Origin of the sequence: Photobacterium sp. GSS17, assembly GCF_028621875.1 — a bacterium.
In the GTDB taxonomy this organism is placed as follows: domain Bacteria; phylum Pseudomonadota; class Gammaproteobacteria; order Enterobacterales; family Vibrionaceae; genus Photobacterium; species Photobacterium ganghwense.
On sequence record NZ_CP117518.1, the window covers coordinates 718,728 to 735,156 of the forward strand.

Sequence of the window (16,429 nt, forward strand, 5' to 3'; positions counted from 1 at the left end):
CTCTTAAGGCTAATAACTTTCTTAGTGCAGCGTTGCTGATTGTTAGTTGGCGTAAGTGGATTATCCACTTACGCCAAAATCTCAATTATAGAGCAACAACGTTAGCTGCTTGAGGGCCTTTTTGACCTTGCTCTACATCGAAAGATACTTTTTGGCCTTCAGAAAGAGTTTTGAAACCTTCTGAAGCAATTGAACGGAAGTGAACGAATACGTCAGCACCGCCGTTGTCTTGAGTAATGAAACCAAAACCTTTCTCTTCGTTAAACCACTTTACGATACCAGTTGACTTAGACATATAGTGTCCCTTTTATTTTGAAATTAATAATGTTACTTCGATTCTCTGAAGATTGAATTATTTAATGTGACGATAAAGCTAAGGGAAACACAGAGGATAACAACATTAACGAAGAAATTCTTAGGGTTTACTTTTACTTGGAGTTTCATTAATAAGTCTGAACATCAGAGCAGGTAAGATAATACCCCATTACATAGTAAAGTAAAGGTATATTTTAACTGGTCTTTAAAAATCTGATTCAGACATGCTAAACAGTAAGGGTTCTTATAGCATTCACTTCTCTAGCTTAAACGAGTCGATCAGACATGTGTTGCGAATAGCCACCAATCAGTAGACACGATTTAACTTAATCTCATATCGCTTTTCATACTCTTCTGGCAGCCGCTGATTATTGGGACCATATTCTACTAAGAAACTAACTCGCTTCTGTCCAGTTTTGAGTTACTACGCCTCCTGTTTGCCTGAGTTTAATGATATGTTACGGGGTAACTTACGATGGCTTGTCTCGCAAATCGACGAGAGGAATGCGTCGTTTTACGAATTGTTCTCATCTATAAAATCATCGGAATAAATGAATAGCAAAAAGTGAGATTACCAATGGCTGTTAGTGACTGCTACCGTTTTGGCCTGCTTTAAGCCTATGTTCTAACCATGCGGCCAGTGTTGAAAGTAAAAGTGTCACGCACAAATAGATGGCCGCGACGGTAAACCAGATCTCAAACGGCATGGCGGTATCAGCCACAATATTGCGTCCTTCGGTGGTCAGGTCAAAAATGGCCATTACACTGACAATCGACGAATTTTTTACCAGCGACACAGCTTCATTGGTCAAAGGGGGTAAGATGCGGCGAATCACTTGCGGCAGAATGATAAACCTGTAACTGTCGGTTTGGCTCAAACCAAGACTGTCGGCTGCTTCAAATTGGCCTTTATCAATACTCAGCAATCCGGCACGGAAAATCTCTGCGGTGTAAGCGCCCTGAAACAGTGACAGGGCTAATACAGCAGTGGTAAATCGCTCCAGACCCAATACCGGACCAAACACAAAATAAAGTAGGTAAATTTGTACCAGTAATGGCGTGTTGCGAATGAGTTCGATGTAAGCACGAGCGATGCCACGGCCCACCACTGAATCTGAGCGGCGGAGCAGGGCAGTAACCAGCCCGATAACCAGGGTACACAGCAGGCTGACCGCCGAAATCTCCAGTGTAACTTTCAGTCCTTGCAGTAACTCTGCGGCAAACCATTCCCCATCTTCCGTAAACCAGAGGTATTGCGGAATGCGGTACCATTGCCACCGATAGTTCATAGCTTCGGCACCTTGCTCAAGCAACCAGAGCAGAAACACACTGACCAGAGCAATCTGCATCAGTCCGCTGAGTACAGGGCTGATTACCTTGCCGGTGGTTGACCGCCATCCTGCCTGTGGTAACAACGGGTTAGTATTTGCTGTTCGTGCTGTACGGAAAATTTTCACTGTTTTTGTCTGGCTACTTTTTTATCGCGAATGAGTTGATTGACGCCGAGTCTGTGTATCTATTGATTAGGTGCAGCTATCCGATACTGCCAACCTGCATTATTTGTAGGGTAGTTTTAATATCAGTAACTTAATATCTGGTCGAGAAACTGTCGGGTACGAGGGTGTTGCGGCCTGTCAAACAATGTGGCGGGTTCAGCGACCTCAACAATTTCCCCTTCATCCATAAACACCACCCGATCGGCAACCTGGCGAGCAAAGCCCATTTCGTGTGTGACACAAACCATGGTCATTCCGCCTTCAGCCAGTTCTTTCATAACATCCAGTACCTCACGGATCATTTCAGGATCCAACGCGGAGGTCGGCTCATCAAACAGCATGATATCCGGCTTCATGCAGAGTGAGCGGGCAATCGCCACCCGTTGTTGTTGTCCACCGGAAAGCTGTCCGGGATATTTGTTTGCCTGATGGGCAATATGAACCCGTTCCAGCAGGCTCATGGCTAAGATTTCCGCATCGGGGCGGGACATATTCAGCGTCCGGCGGGGGGCCAGCGTTAAATTGTCCAGTACTGTAAGGTGAGGGAATAAATTGAAATGCTGAAAAACCATACCGACTTTGCCGCGAATTGCTTTTAAATGGCGACGGTTTAAAGGATGCCCTGAAACTTCAAGCTGACCTTGGTCAAATGACTCCAACCCGTTGATGCAGCGGATCAGGGTTGATTTTCCTGAACCTGACGGGCCGCAAATCACTACTCGCTCGCCGCGGGAAATGGTCAGATTTATGTGCTTCAGGGCATGGAAGTCACCATACCATTTTTCGAGTTCACGGAAGGTAATAACCGCATCCTGCGTCATCGCAACGACCTTGTTCATTCGATAAGTGATTGAAGTTATGTTATTCGTTGCGTAGTCAGAATTCAAAGTCTTGTTCAAAATATCATCATTGTGATGTCTTTCACTGCACGCCAAACGTTTGGCGGATAATTATTAAACGGCAGAAAAAAAATCGCATTTGATCGTAAATAGCGTTTGCACTACCAGATAAAGAAGGATAAGTTAAAGTCAAATAGAAGTGAAAAATACCGTCAACCAAATCTGTAAACTTTTCGTTGCGGTTGGCAGGGTAACCTCAGGAAGTAGCAATGCATAAAACCGATGATGTCCGAATTCGCGAAATTAAAGAACTTCTCCCACCTGTTGCCGTACTGGAGCGTTTCCCGGCAACTGAGCAGGCGTCCGAAACGGTTTACCAGGCTCGTCAGGCCATTCACAACATCCTGAATGATGAAGATGATCGACTGCTGGTTATCGTAGGTCCATGCTCAATCCACGATACGAATGCTGCGCTGGAGTATGGCCAGCGCTTAAAAGCTTTGCGTGAAGAACTCAAAGACGATCTGGAAGTGGTGATGCGTGTTTATTTTGAAAAACCGCGTACCACTGTGGGCTGGAAAGGGCTGATTAATGACCCGTACATGGATAACAGTTTCCAGCTGAATGATGGCCTGCGTCTGGGGCGTAAGTTATTGCTTGACCTGACCGACATGGGTGTACCGACTGCCGGTGAGTTTTTGGATATGATTACTCCGCAGTACATGGGGGATCTGATCAGTTGGGGTGCGATTGGTGCCCGTACAACAGAATCACAAGTACACCGTGAGCTGGCTTCGGGCCTGTCTTGTCCGGTTGGTTTTAAAAATGGTACCGACGGCAATATCAAGATCGCGACGGATGCCATTGGGTCTGCCAGCGCACCGCACCATTTCCTGTCTGTGACCAAATATGGTCACTCGGCCATTGTTTCAACAGCTGGAAATGAAGACTGCCACATTATTCTGCGTGGAGGTAAAGAACCGAATTACAGTGCAGAGCAGGTTAACGACATTACGTCCAAACTGGACTCAGCGGGTCTGCGCCAGAAAGTGATGATAGATTTCAGCCATGCAAACAGCCTGAAGCAGTTCAAACGTCAGTTGCTGGTATCAGAAGATGTTGGGCAGCAAATTGCGAATGGTAACAGTGCAATTTTTGGTGTAATGATTGAGAGCCATTTGGTCGAAGGCCGTCAGGATATCGTTGATGGTCAGGAGCCAACTTACGGTCAAAGCATCACTGATGCATGTATCGGCTGGGCTGATACCGAGACTGTGCTGCGTCAGCTGGCCGCTAGCGTGAAGCAACGTCGTCAGGTTCGCGATTAAAACAGCTTGTCTCTGAATATGAAAGCCTGGCAATCGCCAGGCTTTTTGTTGCCTTCGTTCCTGAATAGGTCAGCGGCAAATGGTGAATTCAGCCAGCATCAGAATCAAACTGACTTCTCATCTGTTAATGACTGGTATCGGCAATATTGTAAACCGTTGCCTGCGATTTATAGGGGTAGTTGCCGGACAGTTTTACTGGCGGTGCCTGAATCTGCAGTTTTCTTGCCCGTTTCAGGTTTTCCTGGGCTTTCGCGTAAAACATCGGGCTTTCATTGACGGCACGTTCCAGATAATCGACGGCAGCTTCGTAGTCACCTTCCAGCATAGAAAAATACCCGATGTCATTGAGCGCTTCCTGACGAGGCATTGCCCGTGACAGGGAGTCGAGCGCATCTTCGTACCGACGAGATTTAATGTAAGTCAGCCCCAGATTAGACCATGCGCGCTTGTCGTTTGGATACAGTGTAGCTGCACGGCGGTTAACCGCTTCTGCCTCATTCAGGTTGCCGGCAAGATAGTAGGAGTAGCCTAAGTTGGTCATGGCTTTGTGCGAGCGGTTATCAACCTGAAGCACTGAACGATAAATCCGCTGCGCTTCGTTATGGCGTGCATCAAGATCCGCCAAGATGCCCAGTCCGACATAAGCATTTAACGGGGAAGAGGTGTCCAGTTTTAATGAGCTGGCGAACAGATCATGTTGCGGTTCCCAACTGGTATTTCCCTGACGCTTTTGATCCATCTGTACAGTGTGGATCAGGTGTTTTCTGGCGGTATCCGATTCACCCATTTTAAGCTCGATAATACCGAGTGATGCGGCATATTGAATATTCTCCGGTTCGATCAGCGAAGCTCGAGAATAGGCCAGTTTGGCCAAATCGTGATTACGTCGTTGTTGATGGATGTAGCCAATTTTGTAGTACGCCTGGTCAGCATGCTTTTGAGACGGGAAACTCAGGGCGCGAATGTATTCAAACAGAGCGAGATCCGGTTCGTGGGCCAGATAAGCTTTGTCACCTCGTTGAATGGCTTCTTCCGGTGATTCCGGTGGAAAATCATTGGATAAGCCTAATGTGGGTTTGCCGTCATATAACTCGTGTTCAAATGAAACGCCTTTTTTGTTGGTAACATCATCTGAGTTACTGCAACCCATTGTCATGAATGCCATCGTGCAGGCCATTGCGGCCATTACATAGAGCGAGTATGAATGTGACATATATAAATTCCTTCTTGTCGTTTATCTGCCCGCGAACATATCCAGTACCTTGACGACAGCCGGGCCGACTGCCACCGCGAAAAATCCGGGCCAGATACAGGTAACGAGAGGGAAGATCATTTTAGTGCCGATTTTGGCGGCTTCTTCTTCCGCTTTCTGCTGACGTCTGTCGCGAAACTCTTCAGCATACTCCCGCAAGGTATCTCCCATACTGGCGCCTAATTTGATGGACTGATTAATGATACTGATCAGTCCCTGTAGCTCTTGCAGGCCGGATCGGGCAACAAACTGATTCAGCGCCATCGGAATAGAGGCGCCGACCCGGATTTTCTGACAAACAAGCTGTAATTCATGGCTGAGCGCTGGTGATGACGCGCCGATTTCAGTCGCTACCCGGTTGAGTGCGGCCTGAAAGCCTAGTCCGGCTTCAGAGGCAACAACCAGCAGATCAAGGGCATCAGGAAATGCGTTACGCAAGGCTTTGATCCGGCGGTTGGCCATTCGTTTGAGGACAAAATTGGGGAGGAACGTGGCAATGGCAATGGACATCAGGGTGTAAATCAGCGTTTGTTGTGTTGTCACTTCGGGCAAAAATCGGGTTACTACCAGAGTGCCCAGTGCCAGCAGCAGCGCAAGAATGATTTTAATAGCGTAAAAAGAAGCTACTGCTTTATGGTTTTCAAACCCGGCGTGCATCAACATTTGCTTAACGTTAAATTGCTCCGTTTTGGATTTGGGGGTGACATACTTTTCCAGCGATTCCAAGGTCTTGTTGAGCTGCTGGTGAGACTGCGGCATGCCATGGCTGCCGCCATGTGTTTGATGAGAAATAAACTCTAACTGCTTTTTCAGGGGATTACGGGCGTTGACAACCAGAATCCAGACACTGACGGTCAATGCCACAGTGCTGATAAAAGCAAACCCCAGAAACAGCCAGTAGGCATGCTGCTCATTGTCTACAACGGAATTAAACAGTGTCATCAGATAATCCATTTCACACCTCGATGCGCAGGATTTTACGGATCCACAGTAAGCCCAGGAACATGGCGACCCCGGTTCCGGTCAGAACCGAATGGCCACGCTCAGACTCAAGCAGTGGGTTGATGTAGCCCGGATTGCTGAGATACAACAATAAAAACAGGACAAAGGGCACCATCATCAGCACCCAGGCTGACATTCGGCCTTCGGCGGATAAAGTGCGGACTTTGCGCATTAAGCGGAAGCGTCCGCGAATCACGTCAGACAGTTTCTCTAGGGTTTCGGCCAGGTTGCCGCCGGTTTCTTTTTGAATAATAACGGCACTGTTAAAGGCCAGTACGCTGATCGACGGGTTACGATGGGCAAGATTAGCCAGAGCGACTTTCAGGTCGACCCCGAAGTTCAGCTCTATAAACACCTTGCCAAATTCTCCGGCAATAGGCTGGGGCATTTCTTCACTGACGGTTTTCATCACGTCGGTGAACGGATAGCCAACCAACAGGGCACGTTTCATGACATCCAGAGCTTCGACAAATTGCTCTTCAAACAACTGGAGGCGTTTTTCCATTTTCAGCCGTAAATACATGACCATAGCCAGTAATAACACGAAAGGAACGGCCAGCATGATTTTCAGGCTGAGGGTGAGCAGGTAGACCCCGGTCATGGCAAAAACGGTGCCTGCGAAAAACCAGAGTGCAACTTGGTAGGCTTTCCAGTTGAGCCCGGCCAGTGACAGCCGCTCCCCCAGAAATTCACCAAAGGCATTGTTTTCAAGCCAACGTTCGGTAGGGGAAAGCTGATCCAGATAATTTTTTCGTAGTAACGACTGTTGATTGTTTTTGCCGCTTTCCGCAATCGCGTCCAGTTGCTTTTTCAACAATCGGGAGCGGCTTGCCCGGGTCCCTGTAACGGATATCAGCAGGGTTTGAGAGATCACCACGACTGCCACAAACAGGATGAGCAGATAGAGTTGCAGATTCTGATCCATTACGCCCCCTCATGCTGATTGGAAAAATAGGAGTACGGTAAATCAATACCCATATGTTTGAACGTATCGATGAACGAAGGCACATTTCCTGTTGCCTGATAGGCGCCCAGTACATTGCCGTTTTCATCAATGCCAGCGCGTTTAAAGCAAAACAGCTCGGTCAGGGTAATGACGTCCCCCTCCATGGTATTGACTTCGACAATACTGGTAATTCGCCGTTTACCGTCTTCCATACGTCTGAGCTGGACGACAACATTCAGGGCAGAAGCAATTTGCGATCTCACATTTTTAATCGGCATATTCCAGCCTGCCATTGCAAACATATTCTCGATTCGACCCAGAGCATCGCGTGGGTTGTTGGCATGGATGGTGGTCATTGAACCATCATGGCCGGTATTCATAGCAGCCAGCATATCAACCGCTTCAGCGCCACGAACTTCCCCTACGACAATACGGTCAGGCCGCATCCGGAGTGAGTTAATCACCAGTTCACGCTGGGTAATTGCGCCCCGACCTTCGATGTTGGGCGGACGAGTTTCCAGTCGCACGACGTGAGGTTGCTGCAGTTGCAGCTCCGCGGAGTCCTCAATCGTAATGATTCGCTCGTTGGCCGGAATGAAACAGGAGCAGATATTCAACGTCGTGGTCTTCCCTGAACCTGTTCCTCCTGAAATCAGGATATTCAAGCGCCCGCGCACAATTGCCTGCAGGAAATGCGCCATATTCTGGTTGAGGGTGTCATATTTGAGCAGCTGCTCGATATCCAGCTTTTCAACGGCAAAACGACGAATGGATAACGAAGGGCCATCAATGGCGAGGGGCGGGATCACGGCATTGATCCGTGACCCGTCTTTGAGGCGGGCATCAACCATCGGTGAGCTTTCATCAATTCGCCGACCAACCTGCGACACAATGCGATCAATCACATTCAACAGATGGCGATCATCACGAAATGTCGCGTAGGTAGGTTCCAGTTTGCCTTTGCGCTCGACATAGATCTGGCTGCTTGAGTTCACCAGAATGTCAGAAATGGTTTTGTCTTTTAGCAAAGGCTCCAGTGGGCCGAGTCCCAGAATTTCATCACCAACTTCTTCAATCACCCGTTGGCGACTTTCCGCATTCAGGGGAACTTCTTTATCCAGCAGCAACATGGCGGCCATGTCAGCAATTTGTGACCGGGCTTGATCAACCGGCATACTTTCCAGTACTGCCAGATCCAGCGTGGTAAACATAGCGTCCAGCAGATCATTTTTGATGGCCTGCTCCTGAGGATTCGGCGCGCGATAAGAGCTGGAATGGCCGTCATCCGGTGCTGAAAATTGCTGAGCAGACTGCATCGCATCTGGCATATCAATGTCTGACAACACCGTCTGATCTTGCTCAGCAATAGGGGGCTCGTTGAGATGACGCTGCGAATCGGGCTGTTGAGTGCGTTTTTTCAGAAACATATTCAGCTCCTCAGAAACGTAAAGAAGCGGCGCAGGCCTTTGGATTCCTCCACGCTTTGACCGGCAATGATATGAGTGACATCTCTCAGTGCTTTCACCAGTTGCGTTTTTTCAAAATGGGTCGCTAAGAGTTCCCCTAAATTACTGGATGCACTGACGGTCGTATAATCATTGGGTACCAGAAGCAGCTGGTCAGTATGCAGGGTGGCCTTAATTTCCTCAGGTTTGATGTTGATGCTTTTGGAGTACCGGTTGACGATCACTTTGATCTGCTGATGCTGGTAGCCGAATAAGTGTCTGAGCTGTTTGATTAAAACAGCGGCTTCCCGAATGGCCGGGATACTTTGCTGGACGACAATGAAGACATGGTCAGCCATGGTCAGCGCTGGGGAACTCCAGTTTTCCAGCCCTCGGGACATATCGATGATAATGTGGCTGTGAGTGCTTCTGGATTGCTCCAGAAAGTGGTGAAAAGCATTGGCACTGAATTCCGGCACACTGTTAAACAAAGCGTCCGACCGGCTGGTGATGAAACGGAGCCCGGAAGAGTGTTTTGTCAGAACACCATTGAGTGCATATTCATCCATGGTTTTCACCTGCTTCAGCGCATCGTTCAGCAGGAATTTCGGCGGGGTAGAGAGCAGCCCGGAGACACAACCAAATTGAGCATCGGTATCAATCAGCACTGTCGAATATTTTTCCAGTGTGAGCAGGTGTGCCACAGTGGTCGACAAAACGGATGATCCCATACCGCCTTTGGCGTTCATGAAAATGCTGACTTGTCCTTGTTTTTGATTCGCTTTTTTGGACTCAGCACATTCAAACAGGATCTGATCAAGTTCTTGCTCGTCAAATGGGATGGTCAGTACGTCTTTCACCCCTTTTCGCAGTGCCTGACGCAGCAGGTTGGTGTCAGAGTTTCCTGTCACCAGAATGATCGGGCAGAGCGGCTTCATGGCGTCCTGAATCAATGTCATCGCGACGTTCCAGTCGCATTCCCCGTCAATGAAAATGACATCCGGCTGGCCTGTCTGCTTCAGGTTGTTTAACCCGGAACGTAACTCAAATTCGCCCATTGGGTGAAAAGAGGTATTTGGCCAGAGCGCTAGATAGTCGCTGAGCGGCTGGATGAAGTCGCTTTGATTACTGACAATCCAGCCGTCTACTGTGGTCAATAAGGGGGGCTTCTTCTGTGTAGACGCATCCACCTGATCTGACTGGCAATATGTATTGATAGTCATAACGCACCTTAACAATCAGTAAATCCGGTTCGGGTGACCCCGAGGCTTTCTCGTGGCATAAGCGTTGAGAATGCGGGAGCCGTAAAAGTGAGGCCGAGTGGGGATAGCGGGATCATGAGTTGGAGCTGGTAGTTGATGATCCGGGCTTCAATGAATTCGATTTGGTTAAATGTGGCGCTGGCCATGAGATCTGCAGTAATCGGCGTGCCGGTTTTATCCAGATAGCGCACATCGAGATTGTCGACAGAGAAATTGGGTAAAGGCACGGAACCGATCAGGCTGGCAATTTTGGCATCCTGCTGTTCGGTGGTTGAAACTTGGCAAACCACCGCAATGCGAGCCGCTCGGCGACTGGTTTCGTTGAGCAGGTGCCAGGTAAACAGCAGACGCCCGAATTCGATGATGCCGAACAGCAGAATAAAAAACAGCGCGCTGATGATCGTAAATTCAACCAGGGTGTTGCCAGCTTGTGTTTGCGGGGCGGTTTTTTTTATGCGGTTTTTATTTAAGGCACCAATGTTTAAGGCACCAATGTTTAAGGCACCAATGTTTAACGCGCCTGTTTTTAAAGCACCTGTTTTTAAAGAATTTATTTTTAAAGCGCGTTGAGTGGATTGCCCTGCATAAGGGGAGCGGTGATGGCAATGGGATTTAATCATCATAACACCCTCATCGAATAGCTGGAGACCAGCTTGAAGTGCATGTTAATGGCATCGCCACCTACCAGTGCGGGGATGTCGCCAATAACGGGCTGGTAGGGGTAGGCGATTTCAACTTTGATGTAGTTATCCACCAGGGAAATATTCACATGGCTGGCCTGCAGGTTGTCAATTACCGGGTTGCTGCCACCATTGATTGACCCGTATACCGCCAGGTTTTTTGCATAGACAATGTTCTCGGTTGTCAGGGCATAATTTCCGCTGGTGCCTTTAATGATCTCACCAGACAGGTAACGAGCACTATCGCGGCTGACTTTTTCGATTTCGGTGTAGGTATAAATAGCCCGCCCGATTTCGCACAGTGAGAGAAACAGGAACAGCAGAAACGGCAAAACAATGGTGAATTCCACGATGGCAATACCCTGCTGCCGTTGCTGCATGACAAATAATGAGCGACGTTCTGCATGCCCGCTGAACGAGGAGATGCCATGTTTTACCCGATTATCTTCATAATGGATAAGTTCCGACGGGATGTGCCCGCAATGATGAAGCCCGGTACGGGCACATTCCGCTGTTGGATGAGGTGTCAGGTCAGAAGGCGTCATCATGAATCCTCGCTGTCAGGATCGTCAAACAACACGATTTTGTATGGACCATTTTCACCCGGCTGGTTACTCGCGTTACCGCTGTCATTTCGACATTGAGAAATGAATTCACCAATAATCCAGGAACCCTGACCGCTTCCGGATTTGTCATCGACGGTTGTGGTAACGCTGACGGGTTGTACCAGATAGAAGCACCCCAGACCTTTGAGGGGAATATCCATGCGTCCGCCGGTTTTGGTGGCTTTGTCGCAGTCGAGAATCGGCACGGTGACAATTCGGCGGAAAAAGCCGCCGCTCTGACAGGTGGAAGAATTCATGCAGCTTTCGTAATCGCCGTTTTCATACGACGCCATGTATTTGTCGTAGTTGTATATCTGGTCGTAGGTTTTGTTGGTGGAGTAGTGGGTACTGGTCTGGCCGTCAGCGCCAGCAACCGTGGTTTCCTCAACAGCCGCATAGTTGCTGTCATAATAGGGGTTGATGTCACTGACATACTCAGAAGCGCGGAGTCCCCCGGAATAGATGCCGAAGCGGGTATCAACGGCGAGCGTCGGGCCAACCATGTTACCGGTTTCGGTGGTGATCATTTCGCCTTCAGTGGCGTTGAGGCAGCTGTCGTATTTACCCGCCAGCGCATCCCGGTAGGCATTAGCCCCTGTTTGTGAGTTGCCATCGGCATCTGTTAGGGTAATTGCCATAAAATTGCCTGAACCTACTTCGCTATTGCTGCTGGTGGAGGCTTTCAGGACATGCAGCGAATGCTGACTGTAGCCGGAGATGGTGCTGGGATCAGAATCGCCCTCGCAGATACTCAGGGGTACAATATTGCAGGTTCGGGACAGGGTTGTGCTCGGACCGGCAACCGCTGAGGCTCTGGCGATCATATCGATGTTGAAAATGGTGACTAAAAAGTCGGGGATATCCACCCCTTCAATGCGCACTCTGACATAAGTGGCATCTTCAGAGGTGGTTGTTGGGTCAAAAGGCAGTTGTTCTGAGAATTCAAAGATGATGTCGGTATCTTCGATAGAAACTGACCGGTAGTTATCGCTGGCCAGATTATCGGTAATCGCCTGAGTGCCAGCGGCAATGGCTTCTGCCTGTGTGCCGCCGAGATCCAGTGTTTTTGCGGCACTGAGTGCCGCAGAATCAGCCAGATTTTGCAGTTTACCTTTGGATAACAGCATATTGCCGACATCCAGTGCCAGCGCGCCGGCCCCGATAAGCACGGCCATCGCAATGGTTGCAAATATCGCGACGATACCTCTTTGCCGTCCGGGAAAAACGGGTTGAGTATGAAGCGCTTTCATCCTGAACCTCTCAGTGCCGGCCATCAGAGCCAGCTATCAGAATCAACAACAAGAGCCAGGCAGCGTTTAGTTTTTGGCAATTAAATCTTGCCGCTTAACGCTTTCCTGCTGTTTACCGCTTTCTTCAGATTTCATTGATTTGACGGCTTTTTTGCCGCTAAAACCGGGCGAACTCAGTGGAATACGGTTTTCTGCTGCCGGATCGATGGTTTGTAGCTGTATCAGGCGATTTCGACTCTGGCCCAGCGGGATATCTTCCGCCAGTACCGTGCCGGTCATACCTACCGTCAGGGCGGTGATAATCAGATACTTCATGTTTCCTCCCATTACATTTTTCGGCCATTACAAACATGGGTTATCAGAGGCTGTGGCCAAATTTGCCTTCGGTACCAGCAACGACAGAAGGAATCGGTGCCGATGCCTGAGTCGAGTAGGTACTGTAGCTGTTTGGTGCTTTGGCTTTGAGTTCACTCATACGCCCCAGCAGGTAGTATTCCCAGTCGTTCGGTTCAACAAAGTTATCAGTGGGCAGGGAGACATCCTGACGGCGTACGGGTTTAGCAAGGCGAGGGGTCACCAGAATGACGAGCTCGGTTTCGCCCTTGCGAAACGCCTGGCTGCGGAAAAGCTGGCCGATGATAGGGATGTCCCCGAGGCCGGGTAAGCGGTCGACCACATCGGTAACACTTTCATTCAGCAGGCCTGCAATGCCGATTGTTTGACCATTGCCCAGAGAAACGGTGGTTTTGGCGCTGCGTTTCGTCAGAGAAGGGACAAAAAACTGGGTGCCGGAACCTGATGGAGTGACGGTAACGGCATTTTGATTGGCAATTTCACTGACCTCGATATTCAGAGCCAGGTTAATGTTGTCAGCCGAAGAAACGGTAGGGATGAACTGCAGACCTACCCCGAATTCCTTGAATTCAATGGTCACATTTTCATTGTTAGGTACAGGTACCGGAAATTCGCCACCGGAAAGGAACTCTGCTTTTTCACCGCTCAGAGCTGTCAGGGTAGGCTCTGCCAGTACCTTGGCCAGACCGTTTGTTTTGGCAATATTGAAGGCCGCCGTAAAGAGGGTATTACCACTCATAAAGCTGGCAAACAGACCGTTGTCATCAATATTCAACGGATTTGGCGCAATTTCATCAATGACCGGGCCAATGACGCCTCCGTTACTGCTATCAAAAACCGGAAAGCGCGTGCCGCTGTCGGAAATGGCGTCCGGGAAACTGGCGCCGCCGTTAACGCCACCCCAGGTCCAGTTACTGCCGTTCCGGGCAAAGATGAATTTCGAATCAAACTCTCTGACCAGCGAGCGCTGTACTTCTGCAACCGTTACTTCTAGCATGATCTGGTGTGATCCGCCGACTTTCATCATATTGATAACGCCTGCGTTTTTGCCGGTATAGGTGCTGGCAATTTCCTCAGCCATCGCGATGCGTTCTGCGCTGGATACATCTCCGCTGAGCACCAGTCTGTCCTGACTGGTGTACACCGAAATGCGCTCTTCAGGCAAAAACTCGTAGAGTTTGGCTTTTAGGGCGTTTAAATCGTGGGTCACTTCCACATCCAATACCGTGATCAGCTTGCCCTGGTTGTCCCAGATGATGACATTGGTTGTGCCTTTCTGTTTACCCAGTACGTAAATGCTGTTCGATCGCATGATGAGAATATCGGCGACGTCAGGATTACCCACCGAAATTCGCCGTGCGCTGCCGGGAATGGTCACCAGACGTGACTTATTCTGTGGCACAGTAATTGACTGAGTGCGCGCGGCAAACGTCTGTGTACTGAAACAGATTCCAAACAACAGCACGACACAGCTGACGATGGAAAGGGATAAACTAGCAATGGGCGTTTTCATACCATCAGCTCCTTTTGCTATATGCGGACATTAACCCGGCTGGTGTCTGTCCCTTTAATGACAGTCACACTCTGGTTGGTGCGCGGGTAGATGCGGGACGGTTTTTCCATCGGATCATTCGGATTTCGCAGTGACAATTGCAGCTCACCTTTGGATTTCGCTGTGATCAGCGATTCCGCTTGTTTCGGGGTAAGCTCCAGTGTGACCGCGCGTACGATGATAGGTTTGGAGTCATCGGTTCTTGCCGTCTGGTCAACGGCCAGAATCTTGATTTTCTTCAGTACAGTGCGTGCCTGCCCGATTTTTTCTTGGGCGTAAATGACATCAACAAAGTCACCCGGCAGCAGGAAGCCTGCGACACCGATAACGTCGTTGACCCGGATTGTCACAGCCCGCATATTGGGTGAAATCAGGGCAGCCAGGGTGGTGCCTTCACCGGGAGTCACAATGCGTTCCTGGCGCAGGATGTCACCGGCAAAAATTTCATTGCGGGCAATCAGTCCGATAACCTGTTCCGTGGTTTCAAATCCGGTACCTTGAACCAGTTCTTCTGGGTAATAGGCCAATTTCAGGTGCTTTGCTTCCAGTTGCGTCCCCAGTGGAATATCTTGCTGGGCGACGACCCTGGAGACTTTAGGTTCGGGCTTAATCACTTCAACCTGCACCGTGGGCTGACTGGTTTGCGCGGGTAACGTGGCTTGCTGTTGCCTGATCCATTTGTTGGCCATAATCAGTGCACCAACCCCCATGGAAAGGGAGATCACAAGCATGATGAGGATTTTACCTTTCGTCATGGTTAACTCCGGTTGACTGATCGTCGACAAAATAACAATGCCAGACCAGCTCGATCAGCGACTGGTCAATAACGGGCGATTGTTCAGTAAATTGAATTTGGTTATGGCACATTGACACCAAATCCCGTGGATAGCAGGGCAACAAAGGGATATGTTGACGCTGATGTAACGTATTAATCACGAAGTTCAGCGTTTCAGTGCTGGTCGATAAGCCGAATTGCTGACAGTGTTGCTGCCAGAGTTGGCAATAATCTTCCCGGCTGATGGGGCCAAATTCGATTTTGTAACCGATACGGCGTAAAAAGGCATCGTCAGCCAATTTGGCAGGATGAATATTGGATGAAAAGACAAGTATCTGTTCAAACGGAATATCAAAATGTTCCCCGGATGCTGTTGCCAGATAATCAATCCGCTCTTCCAGTGGAATGATCCAACGGTTAAGAATGGCATCTACTGCCACTTTCTGGCGTCCTAAGTCGTCAATCAGCAAAATACCGTTGTTAGCTTTCATTTGTAACGGCGCACGGTTTATACGGTGAGTAGCATCAAACGTAATTTCCAGCATTTCTGCCGTGAGTTCACCGCCTACAACGACCTCAGGCCGTTTGCACCGGATCAAACGTTCATCATGGCCTTCATCAAGGCGCATTGTTGCCGCGGTCGATGTATGAACCGCCTTGTGCAAAATCGGGTCATATACCTGAATGATTTGATTTCCGACGCAAACGGAGTAAGGAATAAAAATGTCGTTGTTGAATAAAGACACCAGCCGTCTTGAAACGTAAGTTTTCCCGGTGCCGGGCAGGCCATATATAAATATGGCTCTGCCCGAGTTTAGCGCAGGCCCGACTTTAAAAATAATATTTTCAGGAAGAACAAGTTGATTTAACCCTGAACGGAGTAATTCAGGTGTTACTCGTTCCTTGCTGGTAGATTGATTCAATACCAGGGACTGGTAGTGTGTTAATGATATCGGGGCAGGGCCAATATATCCATCCCGTTGTAATTCGTGCTGTGCAATTTGTCGCCCACGTACTGTCAGGCTATAGCGCAAAGAACGGCTATATTTTCCGTCTGAGCATATTTCTATTAATGCTTCTGATTTCAGTTTTTGTAAAACAGGATCAACAATATTACCGGTTAAACCTAATTTATGTGAAAGTGTAATGGTATCTTCATCCGTTGATTGCATGAGATACTTAAGCAACAAGCTTTCAATTACTTTACTGGGTATGCCACTTTCTTTAATTGAAATAGGTTTGTTGGTGAGTTGTGCCTGATTATCTGATGCTTTATTTTCAGAGAGACAGGACGCAAACGTGTCCATAATACGTACCCCTGTATATTA

General features: G+C 48.8%; 16 protein-coding genes. 1 reads left to right on the forward strand and 15 read right to left on the reverse strand.

Annotated elements, in window-relative coordinates; all coding sequences use genetic code 11:
• Nucleotides 1–85: 85 nt before the first annotated feature.
• From cspE to PGW97_RS19640, 3 genes are all read right to left on the reverse strand, one after another.
• Nucleotides 86–295: a transcription antiterminator/RNA stability regulator CspE gene (gene cspE / locus PGW97_RS19630; protein WP_047884413.1), complete on the reverse strand. Its 210-nt coding sequence runs from the start codon at nt 293–295 to the stop codon at nt 86–88.
• Between the two features lie 604 nt (nt 296–899).
• Nucleotides 900–1,664, reverse strand: a complete 765-nt coding sequence (locus PGW97_RS19635; protein WP_273860623.1) for an amino acid ABC transporter permease — start codon at nt 1,662–1,664, stop codon at nt 900–902.
• Nucleotides 1,665–1,894: 230 nt separating this feature from the next.
• On the reverse strand, nt 1,895–2,632 hold the full coding sequence (locus PGW97_RS19640; protein WP_273860624.1) for an amino acid ABC transporter ATP-binding protein: 738 nt from the start codon (nt 2,630–2,632) through the stop codon (nt 1,895–1,897).
• Nucleotides 2,633–2,919: 287 nt separating this feature from the next.
• On the opposite strand from PGW97_RS19640, the gene aroG reads away from it, so the two are divergent.
• Nucleotides 2,920–3,978 (forward strand): 3-deoxy-7-phosphoheptulonate synthase AroG, encoded by a 1,059-nt coding sequence (aroG, locus tag PGW97_RS19645; protein ID WP_217393178.1) that lies wholly within the window; start codon nt 2,920–2,922, stop codon nt 3,976–3,978.
• 124 nt (nt 3,979–4,102) lie between these two features.
• Here the strand turns inward: aroG and PGW97_RS19650 are convergent, their stop codons facing one another.
• The 12 genes from PGW97_RS19650 to PGW97_RS19705 form a co-directional block, all read right to left on the reverse strand.
• The gene (locus PGW97_RS19650; RefSeq protein ID WP_273860509.1) at nt 4,103–5,191 is read right to left on the reverse strand and encodes a tetratricopeptide repeat protein; all 1,089 of its coding nucleotides are present in this window, start codon (nt 5,189–5,191) and stop codon (nt 4,103–4,105) included.
• Nucleotides 5,192–5,212: 21 nt separating this feature from the next.
• Nucleotides 5,213–6,172 (reverse strand): type II secretion system F family protein, encoded by a 960-nt coding sequence (locus PGW97_RS19655; protein ID WP_254463206.1) that lies wholly within the window; start codon nt 6,170–6,172, stop codon nt 5,213–5,215.
• Nucleotides 6,173–6,185: 13 nt separating this feature from the next.
• Nucleotides 6,186–7,157 (reverse strand): type II secretion system F family protein, encoded by a 972-nt coding sequence (locus PGW97_RS19660; protein WP_273860510.1) that lies wholly within the window; start codon nt 7,155–7,157, stop codon nt 6,186–6,188.
• Nucleotides 7,157–8,605 (reverse strand): CpaF family protein, encoded by a 1,449-nt coding sequence (locus tag PGW97_RS19665; RefSeq protein ID WP_273860511.1) that lies wholly within the window; start codon nt 8,603–8,605, stop codon nt 7,157–7,159. Before PGW97_RS19665 ends, PGW97_RS19660 begins: the two co-directional genes overlap by 1 nt.
• Before the next feature lie 2 nt (nt 8,606–8,607).
• Nucleotides 8,608–9,846, reverse strand: a complete 1,239-nt coding sequence (locus tag PGW97_RS19670; RefSeq protein WP_047884312.1) for an AAA family ATPase — start codon at nt 9,844–9,846, stop codon at nt 8,608–8,610.
• Between the two features lie 8 nt (nt 9,847–9,854).
• A complete protein-coding gene (locus tag PGW97_RS19675; RefSeq protein WP_273860512.1) occupies nt 9,855–10,508 on the reverse strand; it encodes a TadE/TadG family type IV pilus assembly protein in 654 nt (217 codons plus the stop codon).
• Nucleotides 10,505–11,110, reverse strand: coding sequence for a TadE/TadG family type IV pilus assembly protein (locus tag PGW97_RS19680; RefSeq protein ID WP_254463203.1), 606 nt, complete (start codon nt 11,108–11,110; stop codon nt 10,505–10,507). The genes PGW97_RS19675 and PGW97_RS19680 overlap by 4 nt, the downstream gene beginning before the upstream one ends.
• Nucleotides 11,110–12,420 (reverse strand): pilus assembly protein TadG-related protein, encoded by a 1,311-nt coding sequence (locus tag PGW97_RS19685; protein ID WP_207104167.1) that lies wholly within the window; start codon nt 12,418–12,420, stop codon nt 11,110–11,112. Before PGW97_RS19685 ends, PGW97_RS19680 begins: the two co-directional genes overlap by 1 nt.
• A gap of 66 nt (nt 12,421–12,486) precedes the next feature.
• Nucleotides 12,487–12,735, reverse strand: coding sequence for a hypothetical protein (locus tag PGW97_RS19690; RefSeq protein ID WP_217393173.1), 249 nt, complete (start codon nt 12,733–12,735; stop codon nt 12,487–12,489).
• Nucleotides 12,736–12,778: 43 nt separating this feature from the next.
• Nucleotides 12,779–14,287 carry a type II and III secretion system protein family protein gene (locus PGW97_RS19695; protein WP_273860513.1) on the reverse strand — a complete coding sequence of 503 codons (1,509 nt, stop codon included), beginning with the start codon at nt 14,285–14,287 and terminating at the stop codon, nt 12,779–12,781.
• 17 nt (nt 14,288–14,304) lie between these two features.
• A complete protein-coding gene (cpaB, locus tag PGW97_RS19700; protein WP_047884308.1) occupies nt 14,305–15,081 on the reverse strand; it encodes a Flp pilus assembly protein CpaB in 777 nt (258 codons plus the stop codon).
• Nucleotides 15,068–16,408, reverse strand: a complete 1,341-nt coding sequence (locus tag PGW97_RS19705) for an AAA family ATPase (protein WP_273860514.1) — start codon at nt 16,406–16,408, stop codon at nt 15,068–15,070. The genes cpaB and PGW97_RS19705 overlap by 14 nt, the downstream gene beginning before the upstream one ends.
• Nucleotides 16,409–16,429 lie beyond the last annotated feature (21 nt).

What these genes read in the sequence shown, in the direction of transcription:
- cspE (WP_047884413.1), bottom strand. Translation starts at nt 295, where the DNA reads ATGTCTAAGTCAACTGGTATCGTAAAGTGGTTTAACGAAGAGAAAGGT.
- PGW97_RS19635 (WP_273860623.1), bottom strand. Translation starts at nt 1,664, where the DNA reads ATGCAGATTGCTCTGGTCAGTGTGTTTCTGCTCTGGTTGCTTGAGCAA.
- PGW97_RS19640 (WP_273860624.1), bottom strand. Translation starts at nt 2,632, where the DNA reads ATGACGCAGGATGCGGTTATTACCTTCCGTGAACTCGAAAAATGGTAT.
- aroG (WP_217393178.1), top strand. Translation starts at nt 2,920, where the DNA reads ATGCATAAAACCGATGATGTCCGAATTCGCGAAATTAAAGAACTTCTC.
- PGW97_RS19650 (WP_273860509.1), bottom strand. Translation starts at nt 5,191, where the DNA reads ATGTCACATTCATACTCGCTCTATGTAATGGCCGCAATGGCCTGCACG.
- PGW97_RS19655 (WP_254463206.1), bottom strand. Translation starts at nt 6,172, where the DNA reads ATGACACTGTTTAATTCCGTTGTAGACAATGAGCAGCATGCCTACTGG.
- PGW97_RS19660 (WP_273860510.1), bottom strand. Translation starts at nt 7,157, where the DNA reads ATGGATCAGAATCTGCAACTCTATCTGCTCATCCTGTTTGTGGCAGTC.
- PGW97_RS19665 (WP_273860511.1), bottom strand. Translation starts at nt 8,605, where the DNA reads ATGTTTCTGAAAAAACGCACTCAACAGCCCGATTCGCAGCGTCATCTC.
- PGW97_RS19670 (WP_047884312.1), bottom strand. Translation starts at nt 9,846, where the DNA reads ATGACTATCAATACATATTGCCAGTCAGATCAGGTGGATGCGTCTACA.
- PGW97_RS19675 (WP_273860512.1), bottom strand. Translation starts at nt 10,508, where the DNA reads ATGATGATTAAATCCCATTGCCATCACCGCTCCCCTTATGCAGGGCAA.
- PGW97_RS19680 (WP_254463203.1), bottom strand. Translation starts at nt 11,110, where the DNA reads ATGACGCCTTCTGACCTGACACCTCATCCAACAGCGGAATGTGCCCGT.
- PGW97_RS19685 (WP_207104167.1), bottom strand. Translation starts at nt 12,420, where the DNA reads ATGAAAGCGCTTCATACTCAACCCGTTTTTCCCGGACGGCAAAGAGGT.
- PGW97_RS19690 (WP_217393173.1), bottom strand. Translation starts at nt 12,735, where the DNA reads ATGAAGTATCTGATTATCACCGCCCTGACGGTAGGTATGACCGGCACG.
- PGW97_RS19695 (WP_273860513.1), bottom strand. Translation starts at nt 14,287, where the DNA reads ATGAAAACGCCCATTGCTAGTTTATCCCTTTCCATCGTCAGCTGTGTC.
- cpaB (WP_047884308.1), bottom strand. Translation starts at nt 15,081, where the DNA reads ATGACGAAAGGTAAAATCCTCATCATGCTTGTGATCTCCCTTTCCATG.
- PGW97_RS19705 (WP_273860514.1), bottom strand. Translation starts at nt 16,408, where the DNA reads ATGGACACGTTTGCGTCCTGTCTCTCTGAAAATAAAGCATCAGATAAT.